The 16333-nt window shown below is 68.4% G+C and carries 13 protein-coding genes; all 13 read left to right on the top strand.

All coding sequences use genetic code 11. The features are described 5' to 3' along the window. Positions 1–6: 6 nt before the first annotated feature. The 13 genes from BIX52_RS01870 (at position 7) to lpxD (ending at position 16313) form a co-directional block, all read left to right on the top strand. On the top strand, positions 7–492 hold the full coding sequence (locus BIX52_RS01870; RefSeq protein WP_075219301.1) for a (2Fe-2S)-binding protein: 486 nt from the start codon (positions 7–9) through the stop codon (positions 490–492). After that, positions 489–2816 (top strand): xanthine dehydrogenase family protein molybdopterin-binding subunit, encoded by a 2328-nt coding sequence (locus BIX52_RS01865; RefSeq protein ID WP_075219300.1) that lies wholly within the window; start codon positions 489–491, stop codon positions 2814–2816. Before BIX52_RS01870 ends, BIX52_RS01865 begins: the two co-directional genes overlap by 4 nt. Before the next feature lie 140 nt (positions 2817–2956). After that, entirely contained in the window at positions 2957–4984 is a 2028-nt protein-coding gene (locus BIX52_RS01860) for a M3 family metallopeptidase (RefSeq protein ID WP_075219299.1), read from the top strand. A 111-nt stretch (positions 4985–5095) separates the two neighbouring features. Then, complete coding sequence (gene can, locus BIX52_RS01855; RefSeq protein ID WP_075219298.1) at positions 5096–5713, top strand: carbonate dehydratase; 618 nt, start codon at positions 5096–5098, stop codon at positions 5711–5713. 268 nt (positions 5714–5981) lie between these two features. Continuing rightward, entirely contained in the window at positions 5982–6905 is a 924-nt protein-coding gene (gene tsf, locus BIX52_RS01850) for a translation elongation factor Ts (RefSeq protein WP_075219297.1), read from the top strand. A 56-nt stretch (positions 6906–6961) separates the two neighbouring features. Beyond that, entirely contained in the window at positions 6962–7690 is a 729-nt protein-coding gene (pyrH, locus tag BIX52_RS01845) for a UMP kinase (protein ID WP_075220095.1), read from the top strand. Between the two features lie 121 nt (positions 7691–7811). After that, positions 7812–8354, top strand: a complete 543-nt coding sequence (gene frr / locus BIX52_RS01840) for a ribosome recycling factor (RefSeq protein WP_075219296.1) — start codon at positions 7812–7814, stop codon at positions 8352–8354. A gap of 13 nt (positions 8355–8367) precedes the next feature. Then, complete coding sequence (locus tag BIX52_RS01835) at positions 8368–9147, top strand: isoprenyl transferase (protein ID WP_425426660.1); 780 nt, start codon at positions 8368–8370, stop codon at positions 9145–9147. A 253-nt stretch (positions 9148–9400) separates the two neighbouring features. After that, positions 9401–10258 (top strand): phosphatidate cytidylyltransferase, encoded by an 858-nt coding sequence (locus tag BIX52_RS01830; protein WP_157956183.1) that lies wholly within the window; start codon positions 9401–9403, stop codon positions 10256–10258. Further along, the gene (gene dxr / locus BIX52_RS01825; protein WP_075219294.1) at positions 10255–11415 is read left to right on the top strand and encodes a 1-deoxy-D-xylulose-5-phosphate reductoisomerase; all 1161 of its coding nucleotides are present in this window, start codon (positions 10255–10257) and stop codon (positions 11413–11415) included. Before BIX52_RS01830 ends, dxr begins: the two co-directional genes overlap by 4 nt. A 69-nt stretch (positions 11416–11484) precedes the next feature. Further along, on the top strand, positions 11485–12615 hold the full coding sequence (gene rseP / locus BIX52_RS01820) for an RIP metalloprotease RseP (RefSeq protein ID WP_075219293.1): 1131 nt from the start codon (positions 11485–11487) through the stop codon (positions 12613–12615). A 177-nt stretch (positions 12616–12792) separates the two neighbouring features. Continuing rightward, entirely contained in the window at positions 12793–15135 is a 2343-nt protein-coding gene (bamA, locus tag BIX52_RS01815) for an outer membrane protein assembly factor BamA (RefSeq protein ID WP_245803084.1), read from the top strand. Positions 15136–15263: 128 nt separating this feature from the next. Continuing rightward, entirely contained in the window at positions 15264–16313 is a 1050-nt protein-coding gene (gene lpxD / locus BIX52_RS01810) for a UDP-3-O-(3-hydroxymyristoyl)glucosamine N-acyltransferase (protein WP_075219292.1), read from the top strand. Positions 16314–16333 lie beyond the last annotated feature (20 nt).

Here is a 16333-nt window from a genome sequence, read left to right as displayed (position 1 = left end):
GAGGCCATGAGCACGAAGATGCAAATGTCGATGGAGGTGAACGGCGAGGCCCGTGACCTCGTCGTTGAGCCGCGCACCACGTTGGCCGATGCGCTGCGCGAGGAGTGCGGCCTCACCGGCACCCGCACGGGCTGCGAGGAGGGCATTTGCGGCGCCTGCACGGTGCTCGTCGATGGCGAGCCGGTGCGCGCCTGCCTGCAGTTCGCGGTGCAGGCGCACGGGCGCGAGGTGACCACCATCGAAGGTGTGCGCGAGTGGAAGACGCTGGAGGCGCTGAAGGCGGCGATGCGCGAGCATTTCGCGGTGCAGTGCGGTTTCTGCACCTCGGGCTTCCTGATGCTGGCGGCGGGGGCACTGACGCGCAAGCCGGACATGAGCGCGGCGGAAATCGCCGAGGTGGCTGAAATGAACCTGTGCCGCTGCACCGGCTACCAGCCGATCGTGCGGGCGATGCAAGAGGCGCAGGCGAGCCTGAAGGTGGCGGCGCAATGAAGCATGTCGGCCGCGCTCTGCCCCGTCTCGACGACAGCGTTCACCTGGAAGGGCGCGGCCGCTTCGTCGCCGACATCGACATTCCGCGCCAGCTTCACATGCGTGTCGTGCGCTCGAACGTCGCCTGCGCGAAGCTCATCAACGTGGATATGTCGGAGGCCTATCACGTCCCCGGCGTCGTCGCGATCCTGACCGCGGAGGAGGTTTCGCACCTTCGCCCGCTCGGCGTGCGTCTGGCGCCGGCCCCGGCGCTCGACCGCTTTTTGCAACCCGTGCTCGCCTCCACCATGGTGCGCTATGTCGGCGAGCCGGTGGCGGCGGTGTTCGCTGAGAGTGCGGCGGCGGCGGAGGACGCGGCCGAGCTGGTCGGTCTGGAGCTCGCCCCGCTCGAGGCGCAGACGGTGCCGCGTGCGGTGGAGGCGAACCCGGCCGATCCTCTGCGCGGCAACGCGGCGGCGAGCGTCACCAAGAGTTTCGGCGATCTCAACGCGGCGTTCCACGAGGCGGACCGGATCGTCGAGGTGCATGTCACCTGGGCGCGTGATGCGGCGATGCCGATGGAGACGCGCGGCATCGTCGCCGACTGGGACGATGCGCGCGGTGTGCTTTCGGTGTGGGGTCCGGGGCGTGCGGCGCATTGGAACCGCGACGCGCTGGCGGCGATGCTGGACCTGCCGCGCAGCGCGGTGGTGTGGCGCACGCCGCATGTGGGCGGCGGATTCGGCGCCAAGGGCGAGCTCGCGTCCGAGGACATCCTCGCCTGTTATGGGGCGCGCCTGCTGGAGCGCCCGGTGAAGTGGGTGGAGGACCGGCGCGAGCACATGATCGCCGCGGGTCAGGCGCGCGACATTCGCGCGACGGCGCGCGCCGCGATCGATTCCTCCGCCCGGCTGCTGGCGCTGGACGTGGACGTGGTGATCGACCAGGGCGCCTATGTGCGCGCCGAGGGGACGATGGTGGCCGACCTCGTCGCCGCCATGCTGCCCGGCCCTTACCGGATGGACGCTTTGCGCGCCGAGGCCCACCTGCGGCTGACCAACAAGACCCCGGCGGGCACCTTCCGCGGCGCGGGGCGGGCGGAGGCCGCCTATATCCGCGAGCGGCTGATGGACGAGATCGCGCACCGCACGGGCATCGACCCGATGGAGGTGCGCCGGCGCAACCTGATCGAGCCGGGGGCGATGCCTTTCGAGCGCGGCACCGAGGCGCTCGGCTGCCGTGTGACGCTGGATTCGGGGCGCTATCAGAGCCTGGTGGACCAGACCACGCGGCGCTTTTCGCTCGACGTCATCCGCCGCCGGGCGCAGCACCGCCGCGCCCAGGGCGAGCTCGTCGGCGTCGGCGCGGCCTTCGTCGTCGATGCGTCGGCGCCCGCGGGTTACGAGCACGTCAAGCTGACGGTGGATCGGCGCGGCACGGTGGAGGTGATCACCGGAGCGGTGGAGGAGGGGCAGGGCCTCGTCACGCTTCTGGCGCAGATCGTCGCCGATATCGTCGGCGTGGACTATGCCTCGGTGCGCGTGACCACCGGCGAGACGGTGCGCATTCCGTTCGCGGCCGGAAGCCAGCTCGCCCGCTCCTCGGTGATGGTGGGGACGGCGGCGCAGCACGCGGCGGAGACGCTGCGCGAGAAGATCCTGTCCGCGGCGGCGGCGATGCTGTCGATCCCGGCGGAGAAGCTGACGATCCAGGCCGGGCGCATCAAGCAGGCGGACCGGCACTTCGGCACCATCTTGGACCTCGGCGATCTCGCCGCGGCGATGGAGCCGGGGCGCACCATGCGGACGGGTCCGCGCGGCGCCGGGCTGGAGGCTGAGGGCTTCGTCACCACGTCGATGATGACGGCGCCCTATGGCCTCGTCGTCGCTGTGACGGAGATCGACAAGGACACAGGCTTCATCCGCGTGCCGGAAGTTTATGTCGGCTACGATGTCGGCAATGCGATCAATCCGGGGCTGGTCGAGGCGCAGATCGTCGGCGGCGTGGTGCAGGGAATGGCGAGCGCGCTGTCGACCACCCTGGGGGTCACCGAATCGGGCGATCCGCTGCGGGTGAATTTCGCCGATTTCGCGCTGCCGACGGCGCGCGAGGCGCCCACGGTGCACGTGATGCTGGTGGAGGATTCGCCGAGCCCGGCCAACGTGCTGGGCGTGAAGGGTGCGGCCGATGGCGGGCTGACCGGCATGGCCCCCGCGGTGGCCGCGGCGATCGACGATGCGATCGGCATTCCGGGCTTCGTCCACCACCTTCCGCTGACGCCGTCCGACATCATCCAGCAGTTGAGGGCGCGCAAGCCGATCACGTTCGAGGCGGCCGCGGAATAGGCGCGGCTGAGGCGGCGCGAGCGCGCTCAAGGCATTGCGCGGCGGGTTAAGATCAGCCCGGCGGCAAGCAGACGCGGGGTCACTGGTCTTTCCGGCCTGGGGTGATTAGCTGTCGGTGAGTTGCCGACAGGACGTGAGCCATGACGAACCCGCTTCTCGCCGCCCCCGACACGCCGTTCGGGATGCCGCCCTTCGACCGGATCAGCGATGCCGACATCGCCCCCGCCTTCGAGGCGGCGCTGGACGAGGCGCGGGCGGCCGTCGCGGCGATTGCGCAGAACGACGAGGCGCCGACCTTCGCCAACACGATCGAGGCGCTGGAACTGGCGGACGACGGGCTCGGCCGGGTGCTGGCGCCCTTCTTCACCCTCGCCTCCACCGATTCCAATCCCGAGCGGGAGGCGATGCAGCGCGCCTTCTCGCCCAAGCTCGCCGCCTATTCGTCGGAGGTGACGCGCAACCGGGCGCTGTTCCAGCGGATCGACGATCTGTGGCAGCGCCGCGAGGATCTCGGCCTGACGGACGAGCAGGCGCGGGTGCTGGAGCTGACGCGGCGCAATTTCGTGCGCTCCGGCGCCGAGCTGACGGGGGAGGCGGCCGAGCGGCTCGCCGCCGTGAAGGAGCGGCTGGCGGTTCTGGGGACGGAGTTCACGCAGAACCTTTTGGCCGACGAGCGCGGCTGGTCGATGCCTCTGTCGGAGGCGGACCTGGCGCCGCTGCCGGGCTTCGTCCAGGCTGCGGCGCGGGCGGCGGGCGAGGAGAAGGGGGCGGGCGGTCCGGTCGTCACCCTGTCGCGCTCGTTGATCGTTCCGTTCCTGCAGTTCAGCCCCGACCGTGACCTGCGCCGCCGCGCGTTCGAGGCGTGGGGTGCGCGCGGGGCCAATGGCGGGGCGACGGACAACCGCGCCATAGCCGCCGAGACGCTGGCGCTGCGGGCCGAGCGGGCGGCGCTGTTGGGTTACGACAATTTCGCCGCCTACAAGCTCGAAACGCAGATGGCGAAGACGCCGGAGGCGGTGCGTGATCTCCTGATGCGCGTTTGGGCGCCGGCGCGGGCGGCCGCGGAGGCCGATGCCGCCGTTTTGGAGACGATGCTGCACGCCGACGGTCACCAGGGCCGGCTGGAGCCGTGGGACTGGCGCTATTATGCCGAGAAGCGCCGCCAGGCCGAGCATGATCTGGACGAGGCGGCGCTGAAACCCTTCCTGTCGCTGGACAACATGATCGACGCCGCATTCGCCTGCGCGGGGCGGCTCTTCGGCCTCACCTTCACCCCGGTCGACGTGCCGGTGTGGCACCCGGACGTGAAGGTGTGGGAGGTGACGCGCGGCGGGCGGCACATGGCGCTGTTCGCGGGCGACTACTTCAACCGCGGCGGCAAGCGGTCCGGCGCGTGGTGCACGGGGCTGCGCGGGCAGCGCACCCTGGGGGGCGAGCAGCGGCCCATCGTCCTCAACGTGTGCAATTTCGCCAAGCCGCCTGCGGGCGAGAAGGCGCTGCTGAGCTACGACGATGCGCGAACCTTGTTCCACGAGTTCGGCCACGCGCTGCATGGGATGCTGTCGGACGTGACCTACGAGTCCGTTTCCGGCACCTCGGTGGCGCGCGATTTCGTGGAGCTGCCGAGCCAGCTTTACGAGCATTGGCTCGAGGTGCCGGACGTGCTGACCGAGTTCGCGCGCCATGCCGAGACCGGCGAGCCGATGCCGGACGAGATGCGCGACCGGCTTCTCGGCGCGCGGATCTTCGACATGGGCTTTCAGACGGTGGAGTACCTCGCCAGCGCGCTGGTGGACCTGGAATTCCACGACGGTCCGGCCCCGGCCGACCCGATGCAGCGCCAGGCCGAGGTACTGGACGCGATCGGCCTGCCGCACGCCATCCGCATGCGCCACGCGACGCCCCATTTCGCCCACGTCTTCTCCGGCGACGGCTATTCGGCCGGCTACTACAGCTACATGTGGTCCGAGGTGATGGACGCCGACGCCTTCGACGCTTTCACCGAGGCGGGCGACCCGTTCGACTCGGATGTGGCGGCGCGGCTGGAGGCCAACATCCTCTCCGTCGGCGGCACGGTGGAGGCGGACACGCTCTACACGCGGTTCCGCGGGCGGATGCCGGGGGTGGAGGCGCTGCTGCGCGGCCGCGGGCTCGCCGATGCGGCCTGACGCGGCGGTGTGCGCACCCGTGAGCGCGGCGAATAGGTGCCCGGCGACGCCCCGTGTTGCGCTGCGGCGAGGCGACCATTATCCAATCCCCACCCTTACGAGTTTCCGCACATGAACGACATCGACAAGCTTTGCGAGCGCAACCAGGCGTGGGCCGACCGCGTCACGGATGAAGATCCGGAGTTCTTCAAGCGTCTGTCGCTGCAGCAGACGCCGGACTGGTTCTGGATCGGCTGTTCGGACAGCCGCGTTCCGGCCAACCAGCTGATGGACCTGCCGCCGGGCGAGGTGTTCGTTCACCGCAACATCGCCAACGTGGTGTCGCCGTCGGACCTCAACTTCCTCTCGGTGCTGCAATATGCGGTCGAGGTGTTGCGGGTGAAGCATGTCATCGTCTGCGGCCATTATGGGTGCGGCGGTATCCGTGCGTCGGAATCCGACAAAGATCACGGGCTGATCGACAACTGGCTGAACCACATCCGCCTGGTGAAGCGGCTGCACTCCGAGGAGCTGGAGGGGCTGACGGGCGACAAGCGCTTCGACCGTCTGTGCGAGTTGAACGTGGTCGAGCAGGTGCGCAACGTCGCTCACACGACGATCGTGCGCAACGCCTGGGCGCGCGGTCAGGGCCTCTTGCTGCACGGCGTCGTCTATTCGCTGGCGACCGGCGTTCTCAACCGCGTCGTCCAGCGCTCCAGCGAAAATGACGTGCAGGTGTTTCAGGTTTAACGCCCGCAAAGGGTTCGCCATTCGAGAATGGTCGGGGGAAGAGGGCGGCGAGACGCCGTGGACGCTGCGCATTCGCGGGCGTCATGGGCTTCCCCTTTGCCCCGATCATGACTAGGTAACGCCCAAGCGCGGGGCCGGTCGTGTCGAAGCAGGGCCACCGTGTCCCACAATTCCGAAAAATTGGGTTGAGGGGTCGACAGCGGCCGCTCGATCGCAGATGAGGGTGCGGATTCGAAGCACCACTCCCGAGCATTCAGGACAGAATAGAATGACGATCACGGCGCAGATGGTAAAGGCGCTCCGCGAGAAAACCGGCGTCGGCATGATGGACTGCAAGACGGCGCTGAACGAGACCGGCGGCGACATGGAAGCCGCCGTCGACTGGCTGCGCAAGAAGGGTCTGTCCAAGGCTGCCAAGAAGGCGGACCGCGTGGCGGCCGAGGGGCTGATCGGCGCCTCCAGCGAGGGCACCAAGGCCGCCCTCGTCGAGGTCAACTCCGAGACCGACTTCGTCGGCCGCAACGAGGTCTTCCAGACGCTGGTGAAGGCGATCGCCGCAGAGGCGACCGAGGCCGGCGGCGACATCGACGCGCTGAAGGCCCGTCCCTTCCCCGGCACCGGCCGCACCGTCGGCGACGAGGTGACCGAGTCCGTCGCCACCATCGGCGAGAACCTCAACCTGCGCCGCACGGCCATGCTCGAGGTGCCGGAAGGCGTCGTGTCGACCTACATCCACAATGCGGTCGCGCCCAATCTCGGCAAGATCGGCATTCTGGTCGGCATGAAGTCCTCCGGCGACGTCGAGAAGCTGGACGAGCTCGGCCGCAAGATCGCCATGCACATCGCCGCCGTCGGCCCGCTGGCGCTGACCCCGGACGAAGTTCCGGCCGAGGCGGCCGAGCGTGAGAAGGCGGTCTATTCGGACCAGGCCCGCGCCTCCGGCAAGCCGGAAAACATCATCGAGAAGATGGTGGAAGGCCGTATGCGCAAGTTCTACGAGGAAGTGGTGCTCCTGAAGCAGTCCTTCGTCGTGAACCCGGACCTGACGGTCGAGCAGGCGGTGAAAGAGGCTGAAGGCGAGGTCGGTGCGCCGATCGCCGTCACCGGCTTCGTGCGCTTCGTGCTCGGCGAGGGCATCGAGAAGGAAGAGTCCGACTTCGCCGCCGAGGTTGCCGCTGCTGCGGGCCGCTAAACGTGGCGGGTCCTGACGAGCCGCTCAGAACGGACCGCCGCGCCGGCGACGTGGCGCTGTCGCCGCAGAAGCCGCCGTCCGAATGGAAGCGGGTTCTGCTCAAGGTGTCGGGCGAGGCGCTGATGGGCGACGGCGCCCACGGCATCTCGCAGCCGACCTTGCAGCGCATCTGCGCCGAGATCGTCGAAGTGGTGAACCAGGGCCGCGAAGTGGGCCTGGTCATCGGCGGCGGCAACTTCCTGCGCGGCGCCAACCTGGCGTTGACGGCGGTGGACCGCGTGGCGGGCGACCAGATGGGCATGTTGGCGACGGTGATGAACGCCGTCGCCGTCGCCGCCCAGCTTCGCGCGCTCGGCACCGAGGCGGTGGTTCTCTCGGCGATCGACGTGCCGGTGATCTGCGACCGCTTCACCCACCGCGGGGCGATCCAGCACATGGCCGAGGGCCGCGTGGTGCTGTTCGCGGCGGGGACGGGCCATCCCTTCTTCACCACCGACACCGCGGCGGTGCTGCGGGCGGTGGAAATGGGGTGCGACGTTCTCCTGAAGGGTACGCAGGTCGACGGTGTCTACACCGCCGACCCCAACCGCGACCCCTCGGCCACACGCTATGAGCGTGTCGGCCACCAGGAGGCGCTGGCGAAAAATCTCGGCGTGATGGACGCCGCGGCGATCGCACTGGCGCGTGACAATGGACTGCCGATCGTGGTGTTTTCGATCCAGGATCATGGCGCGCTGCCGAAGGTGGTGCGCGGCGAAGGAACGAGCACCATCGTCGCCGATTGAGGAACGGGACGGCCCCAGCGTTGTTTGCGCGGGGCCGTCTTGCTAGGAAAGCGCCGGACTGCGCCGCCGTCCGGCGGTCTGTGATGCGAAACCTGCGATCGAGCGGGCGAGGGGAATTGAGATGAGCGTGGACCTTGACGATCTGAAGCGGAGAATGGACGGCGCGATCGGGGTCCTGAAAACCGAACTTGGCGGTCTGCGGACCGGCCGGGCGAGCGCCTCCATGCTGGAGCCCGTTCAGGTCGCCGCCTATGGCTCGCACATGCCGCTGAACCAGGTCGCTACCGTCTCCGTGCCCGAGCCGCGCATGATCACCGTGCAGGTGTGGGACCGCTCGATGGCGCAGGCCGTGGAGAAGGCGATCCGCGAATCCTCGCTGGGCCTCAACCCGGTGGTGGAAGGCACGCTGATGCGCATTCCCATCCCCGAGCTGAACGCCGAGCGCCGCAAGGACCTCATCAAGGTCGCGCACAAATATGCCGAGCAGGCGCGCGTGGCCGTGCGCCATGTCCGCCGTGACGGTATGGAAATGGTCAAGAAGTCCGACCTGTCGGAAGACGAGCAGCGTCAGACCTCGGACCGCGTGCAGAAATTGACCGACGAGAAGATCGCCGAGATCGACTCGACCGTCGCGCAGAAAGAAGCCGAGATTTCTCAGATTTAAGGGCACACCTCGCGTGAGATCTGATCCCTTGGCGAACGCGGCGGTCCCCGTCCCCGAAGAACCTTCGGCCCCTGGCGGTCTGCCGCGCCACGTGGCCATCATCATGGACGGCAACGGGCGCTGGGCGAACCGGCGCGGTTTGCCGCGGACGCTGGGTCACCGCAAGGGGATCGAAGCCGTGCGCCGTGTCGTTCGCCATGCCGGCGAGCGGCGCATCGAGGTTTTGACCCTGTTCGCCTTCAGCCGCGAGAATTGGAACCGGCCCAAGGCGGAAGTGAACGAGCTGATGTCGCTGCTGCGGCGCTTCATCCGCTCGGACCTCGAGGATCTGATCGCCAACAACGTGCAGATCCAGGTGATCGGCGGGCGAGACGATATCGACAAGGACATCGTCGGCCTGATCGAAGAGGCCGAGGCGCGCACCCGCCTGAACGACGGGCTGCGTCTGGTCCTGGCGTTCAACTATGGCGGGCGGGACGAGTTGGCCCGCGCGGCGCGCAAGCTCGCCTTCGCCGTCGCCGCCGGACAGATCGCCCCCGAGGCGGTGAACGAGGACACCCTCGCCGCCTACCTCGACACGGCCGCCTTGCCCGATCCCGATCTCGTCATCCGCACCAGCGGCGAACAGCGGATCTCCAACTTTCTCCTCTGGCAGTCGGCCTATGCCGAGTATGCCTTTCCGGCGACGCTGTGGCCTGATTTCGGAGCGGCACACCTGGACGAGGCGCTCGCCGACTACGCGACGCGCCAGCGCCGCTTCGGCGCCGTGCCCGTGACGATCGCCAAGCCTTGACGATTGCCGGTCCGTGGCCAAGGTCAGGTGATGATCGTCTCGGCTGGGCGATCGCGGCGCCGGGGGGGCTGAAGGGCCGGAGCGGCCGCCGCAACACGAGGTCGCCGGACGATGACGGCGGCCGAGCGATGATGGTGAAGAACAAATGATCGCCAGGCGCAGCGATGGGTTGGGTTCCGGCCGTCGCCCCTTCTGGGCCCGCCGTGGCGAACGGCCCCGGCCTGATGTTCCCCCCGCAGGCATCCGCGCCCGTGTGCGCAAGCTGCGTGCGCGGTTCCTGTTCCAGCGCGAGATGAAGCTGAGGCTTCTGTCGGCGGCGGTGCTGATCCCGCTCGTGATCGGTGCCTTGTGGCTGGGCGAGATCGCCTTTGCCGGCATCGTCCTCCTAACCGCGCTCCTGGTGCAGGACGAGTGGCTGAGGATGGTGGGCGGCCACGACCGGCGCGCCGTCCTGTGGGGCGCCTACCTCGTCCAGTGCGCCCTCACCATCGTCGCGGTGACGTTGTCGCTCCCCGCGGCGGTGGGCGCGCTCGCAGCGGGGGCGGTGCTGGTGGCGGCGGTGGCGGCCATGGGGCGGCATCCCGTTTCGCCTCGGTGGGTGGGGGCGGGGGTGCTCTATGCCGGCGCGGCGATCATCGCGATGATCGAGCTGCGCAAGGGGGCGGACGGCTTCGGTGCCGTCGTCTTCGTGCTCCTGATCGCCTGGACCACCGACACGGCCGCCTTCTTCGTCGGCCGCAAGATGGGCGGGCCGAAGCTGTGGCGCAGGGTGTCGCCGTCCAAGACCTGGTCGGGGGCGATCGGCGGGCTCGTCTGCGGCGCGCTGTGCGGCGCGTTCGTTCTGTCGCTGCTGGACGCGCCGTGGTCGCTGGCGGGGCTGTTCGCCGCCGCGCTGGTGGCGGTCGCGTCGATCGGCGGCGACCTTTTGGAGTCGGCCGCCAAGCGGCGCTTCGCGATCAAGGACGCGGGAAGCCTCATCCCCGGCCACGGCGGTGTGATGGACCGTGTCGACGGGTTGATCGCCGCCTCGCTGGTGACGATGCTGATCGGTGCCGTCGCCTCGGCGGACACCGCGGCGGGCGGGTTCCTTTCGATGATGGGGCGGCTGTGACGCGCGTCGTTCTCCTCGGCGCGACGGGTTCGGTCGGCCAGTCGGCGCTTCAGGCGATCGAGGCGGGGGGCTTCGATCTCGTCGGCGTCGCGGCGGGGCGCGATGCGGCGGGCCTTGCCGCGATCGCCGAGAAATTCCGCCCCGAGATGACGGTGCTCGCCGATGCCGCGGCCGGCGGCGCGTTGAAGGCGCGCCTCGGCCCGCTCGGCCTCGCCTCGGACGCCGGCCCCGCCGCCATGGAGGCGCTGGCGGCGATGGAGGCGGACCGCGTCATCGTCGCGATCCCCGGCTTCGCGGCGCTGCGCCCGACATTGGCGGCGGTCGACGCGGGGCGCACCATCTGCCTTGCCAACAAGGAATGCCTCGTCGCGGCGGGTGAGATCGTCATGCCGCGCGCGGCGGCCGCGGGGGCGACGGTTCTGCCGGTCGATTCCGAGCATAACGCCATCTTCCAGGTGTTCGAGAACGACGCGCTGGGGGCGATCCGGCGGATCGTCCTCACCGCGTCCGGCGGGCCTTTCCGCACCTGGTCCTACGATGCGATGACGCGGGCGACGCCGAAGGACGCGCTGAAGCACCCGAACTGGTCGATGGGGGCGAAGATCACCATCGATTCCGCGTCGATGATGAACAAGGGCCTCGAGGTGATCGAGGCGCACCACCTCTTCCCGGTCGGCATCGAGCGGATCGGTGTGGTTGTGCATCCCCAGTCCATCGTTCACGGCATGGTGGAATATGCGGACGGGTCCGTGCTCGCTCACATGTCCAACCCGTCGATGGTCACCCCTGTGGCGCATTGTCTTTATTATCCTGAGCGCGGCGCGGCGCCGGTCTCGCCGCTGGACCTCGTGACGGCGGGGCCGCTGACCTTCGAAGCCCCGGACGAGGCCCGCTTTCCCGCGCTGCGCCTGACGCGCGAGGCCCTTGGCGCGGGCGGCCACGCCACCAATATTCTGAATGCGGCGAACGAGGTCGCCGTCGCGGCCTTCCTGGCCTCTAGGATCGGGTTCCTGGACATCAGCCGCGTGGTCGGTGATAGTCTGGAGGCGCTGGCGCATCGGGCCGGGCCGGCGACCAGTCTCGACGATGTCGAGGCGATCGACGCGGAGGCGCGGCATGTTGCCGAGGGCCTCACTTTGACGTGCAGCGCGGCCTGACCTCTGGCAAAGCTTTGACTCGTATGGTCTGGGTTGGCGCCTGACCCTGGCTTCGGGAGTGGATTCGACGTGCAAATTCTGAGCTGGATCTGGGACGTTGTCGCCTACATCCCGCCTTTCCTCTTCGTTCTGGGGATCATCATTTTCATTCACGAGATGGGTCACTTCCTCGTGGCCCGCTGGTGCAATGTGGCGATCGACGCCTTCTCGCTCGGGTTCGGGCCGGAGCTGATCGGCTGGAACGACAAGCGCGGCACACGCTGGCGCATTGCGGCCATCCCGCTGGGCGGCTACGTGAAATTCGCCGGTGACGACAATGCCGCCTCCGTGCCGGATCACGACGCCATCGAGGCGATGAGCGAGGAGGAGCGGCGCACGAGCTTCTACCTGAAGCCGGTGTGGCAGCGCGCGGCGATCGTCGCCGCCGGCCCGGCGGCCAACTTCATCCTGGCCATTCTCATCTTCGCCGCCGCCTTCCTGATGGTCGGCCGTCCTTCGGTGGATGCGGCTGTGACCGGCGTGCGGCCCGACAGCCCCGCCGCGGCCGCCGGGTTCCAGCCGGGCGACGTCATCGTCGCGATCGACGGGCGCCAGGTGAACGCCTTCGTCGACGTTCTGCGCACCGTGTCGAGCGCTGCGGGGCGCGACCTTGCCTTCACCGTCGAGCGGGGCGGGGAGGAGGTGGTGCTGCACGCCACCCCCGAGCAGCGCAACCTGACCGACGATTTCGGCACGCCCTATACGGCCGGATTCCTGGGCATCGAGAACCGCACCAGCCCGGAGGACATCAGGCGCGAGACCTTCGGGCCCGTCGGAGCGCTGGTCGCGGGGACGCAGGAAACCGCTTACATCACCAAGCGCACCGTGGAGGTGATCGCCGGGGTGCTGACGGGTGAGCAGAGCGCCAAGCAGTTCGGCGGCCCGCTGCGTGTCGCAAAGATCTCCGGCGACATGGCGTCCATCGGCTTCATGGCGCTGTTCGGCCTGGCGGCGATGCTGTCCATCTCCATCGGCCTCATCAATCTGATGCCGATCCCGATGCTGGATGGCGGACACCTCCTCTTCTACGCCATCGAGGCGGTGAGGGGGCGGCCGTTGTCGTTGCGCGCGCAGGACGTCGGTTTCCGCATCGGCCTCGGCCTGGTGCTGCTGTTGATGTTCTTCGCGACCTTCAACGACCTGTTGTTCCTCACCTCCTGACACAGCCTTCGGGTGCCCTGACGCACCCCGGCCGACCGTTGCGTCCGCGCAACGGTCCGGCCCAAAGGGGCACCTCGTCCCTCCCTTTGCCTTGTTTGGTAAGGCCCGGCGGATCATAGCTGTCGTGGGTCGTCAGCGGTTCGGCGACCTCGAGAAACGCGAGGCTCCGTCCCGTCCATGTTCTTTCGTCCGGGCACCATGATGCAAAACCTCCTTCGCGCCGCCGTTCTGTCACTTGTATTGACGGCCGGTCTGGTCACTGCTGCTGCTCCGGCCTTCGCCGCTGTGGTCTCCAGCATTGTGGTGAACGGCAACAGCCGGGTCTCGGACGAAACCGTCCGGGCCTATGTCACCGTCCGGCCGGGCCAGGCCTTCGGTCCGGCACAGGTCGACGAGAGCATCGACGCGCTCTTCGCGACGGGCCTCTTCGCCAACGTCGCCATCACCCAGTCCGGTTCGTCCCTGGTGGTGACGGTGACGGAGAACGGCACGATCAACCGCGTGTCCTTCGAGGGCAACCGCGGCCTGAACGACGAGCGTCTCGACGCCATCGTGCAGAGCCGGTCGCGCTCCACCTTCAGCCGCAGCCAAGTGCAGTCGGACGTTCAGACAATCCTCGAAGCCTATCGCCGGCGCGGCAACTATCGCGCCTCCGTGGAGCCGCAGATCATCGACCGGGGCGAAGGCCGCGTCGACCTCATCTTCATGATCGACGAGGGCGCCAAGGCCAACGTCGGCCGCATCACCTTCGTCGGCAACCGCTCCTTCTCCGACGCGCGTCTGCGCGACGTGATCCGCACGAAGGAAAGCGGGCTGCTGGGCTTCCTGCGCACGACCGACGTCTATGATCCGGACCGTCTGCAGGCCGACCAGGAGCTGATCCGCCGCTTCTACTTCAACCGCGGTTTCGCCGATTTCCGCCTTCTGTCGGCCGTCGCGGACTATGACCGCGAGCGCAACGAGTTCTTCATCACCTTCACGCTCGACGAGGGCGCGCAGTACGAATTCGGCGACGTGCGGGTCGACACCACCTTGTCCGACCTCGACCCCGAGCAGCTCGAGCGCCGTGTCGAGAGCCGTCCGGGCAAGCGCTATTCGGCCGAGAAGATCGAGAAGTCGATCGAGGACCTCACCCTTGCGGCGAACCGGCAGGGCTACCCCTTCGCGGACGTGACCCCGGTCGGCGAGCGCAACTTCGAGACGAACAAGATCGACGTCGTCTACCGCGTCGACCAGGGCATCCAGGCCTACATCGAGCGCATCGAGATCGAGGGCAACACGACCACCCGCGACTACGTCATCCGGCGCGAGTTCGATATCGCCGAGGGCGACGCCTATAACCGCGTCCTCATCGACCGGGCGGAGCGCCGTCTGCGCGCGCTGGGCTTCTTCGAGAACGTGCGCATCGCGACCACGCCGGGTTCGGCGCCGGACCGGGTGGTGATCACGGTCTACGTTCAGGAGCAGGCGACGGGTAAGATCTCGGTCGGCTTCGGCTACTCCACCGACCGCGGCATCATCGGCGAGCTGTCGATCGAAGAGCGCAACTTCCTGGGCCGTGGCCAGTATCTGAAGGGCGCCGTCTCCGGCGGTCTGGAAGATCAGTCGATCGACCTGTCCTTCACCGAGCCTTACCTCTTCGGCTACCGCGTGTCGGGCGGCATCGACCTCTTCGCCACCCGTTCGGAAGAGACCGACGACTCCGACTACAACATGAACGAGACCGGCGGCACGCTGCGCCTCGGTGTCCCGCTGACCGAAGAGACGTCGGCCCAGGTCTTCTACACCCTCTTCAACCGCGAGGTTGACGTGGACGCGGGCGACTGCGCGGCCGGCTACATCTCGCGCTCGGTCTGCGACTCCGAAGGCAGCCGTCTGACCTCGCTGATCGGCACCTCGCTGACCTACAACTCGCTGGACGACCAGTTTAACCCGCGCGACGGCTACTATGGCCAGATCAAGGGTGAGTTCGCGGGTCTCGGCGGCGACGCCTTCTTCGTCCGCGGCACCGCGAAGGCCCGTGCCTACCGCGAAGTCCTTCCGGCGGCGGGTGTGGTCGGCTTCTTCGCCCTCGAAGGCGGTGCGATGGCCGCTCTCAACGACGACCTGCGCATCCAGGACCAGTTCTTCCTGGGCGGCACCAAGGTGCGCGGCTTCTCCTCGGCCGGTATCGGTCCGCGTGACGCCCTCAGCGGCGACGCTCTCGGCGGCCGGTTCTATGTGGCGGGTACCGCGGAAGCCTCCTTCCCGATCCCGTTCATCCCGCCGGAGATCGGTCTCGCCGGTGCGGCCTTCGCGGACGCCGGTTCGCTGTGGGGCGTGGATCCGGACATCGTGGCGCGCAACGGCGGCTCGGGGACGGTTCTGTCGGACGACTTCGCGCTGCGCGCCTCGGTCGGCGTGGGCCTGACGTGGAAATCGCCCTTCGGCCCCATCCGCGCCGACGTCGCGGTGCCGGTGCTGGAAGAGGACGCGGATCAGACGCAGATCTTCCGTCTGTCCGGCGGCACCCGCTTCTGATCCACATATAAGTTGACGTGATTGAGCGCCGCCGGCCCCCCGGCGGCGCTTTTCCTATGCCTGCGGAGTTGCCCTTTGGGGGTCTTGCGGTCTAACACCCCCCGATCCGCCGATCAGCGACCAGACTCATGAACCGATTTTTCCCGCCCGCAGAACCGCAGCAGCTCGGCCACGTCGCCGACGCCGTCGGCGCTCAGGTTTCCGATCCTGCCGCGCGTGAGCGGATCATGTCCGACATCATGCCGCTCGACACGGCGGGGCCGGAGCACATCTCGTTCGTGCGCGACGCCAAGCGGCGCAAGGACCTCGAGACGACGAAGGCCGGGGCGGTGTTCGTCGACCCGCGCTTCAAGGACATCGTGCCGGAAGGTTGCGTCGCGCTGTTCACCAAGCATGCCGGCAACGCCTTCGGTCTGGCCGCGGGGCTCTTCCACCCCTCCGCCATGCGCCCGCGCCCGCTGACCTCCCGTTCCGGCGGCGAGATCGCGGCCAGCGCCATCGTCGAGGACAGCGAGGGGCTGGAGGCGAACGTCATCGTCGAGGCTTTCGCGGTGATCTCCCGCGGCGTGGAGATCGGCCGTGGCTCGGTGATCGGCCCCAACGTCGTCATCGGCCCCGGCTGCACCATCGGCCGCAACACGGTGATCGGCGCCAACACCACCATTCAGTGCGCCCATATCGGCGACCGGGTGATCATTCACCCCGGCTGCCGCATCGGCCAGGACGGTTTCGGCCTCGCCCGCACGCCCGACGCCTACCGCAAGGTGCCGCAGGTCGGCGCCGTGGTCATTCAGGACGATGTGGAGATCGGCGCCAACTCGTGCGTGGACCGCGGCTCGCGGCGCGACACGGTGATCGGCAAGGGCACCAAGATCGACAACCTGGTGCAGATCGCCCACAACGTCGTCACCGGCTGCCACTGCGTGATCGCGGGCACCGTCGGCATCGCCGGCTCGGTGACCTTGGGCGACCACGTGACGCTCGGCGGCGGCGTCGGCGTGCGCGACGGTGTGACGATCGGCACCGGGGCGATGATCGCCGGCTACTCGGCGGTGAGCGAGGACGTGCCGGACGGAGCGACCTGGGGCGGCTCTCCGGCCATGGATGCGATGCAGTGGATCAAGGAGCGCAAGGCGTTCCTCCGGCTCATTCGCGCCGCGACAACTTCAAATTCCTAAGCGCCCCTTCTATGGTGGAT

Source organism: Acuticoccus yangtzensis (assembly GCF_001927245.1).
GTDB classification, from domain to species: domain Bacteria; phylum Pseudomonadota; class Alphaproteobacteria; order Rhizobiales; family Amorphaceae; genus Acuticoccus; species Acuticoccus yangtzensis.
Note: the sequence above shows the minus strand (reverse complement) of the source record. Positions and strands in the feature narration are given on the sequence as shown.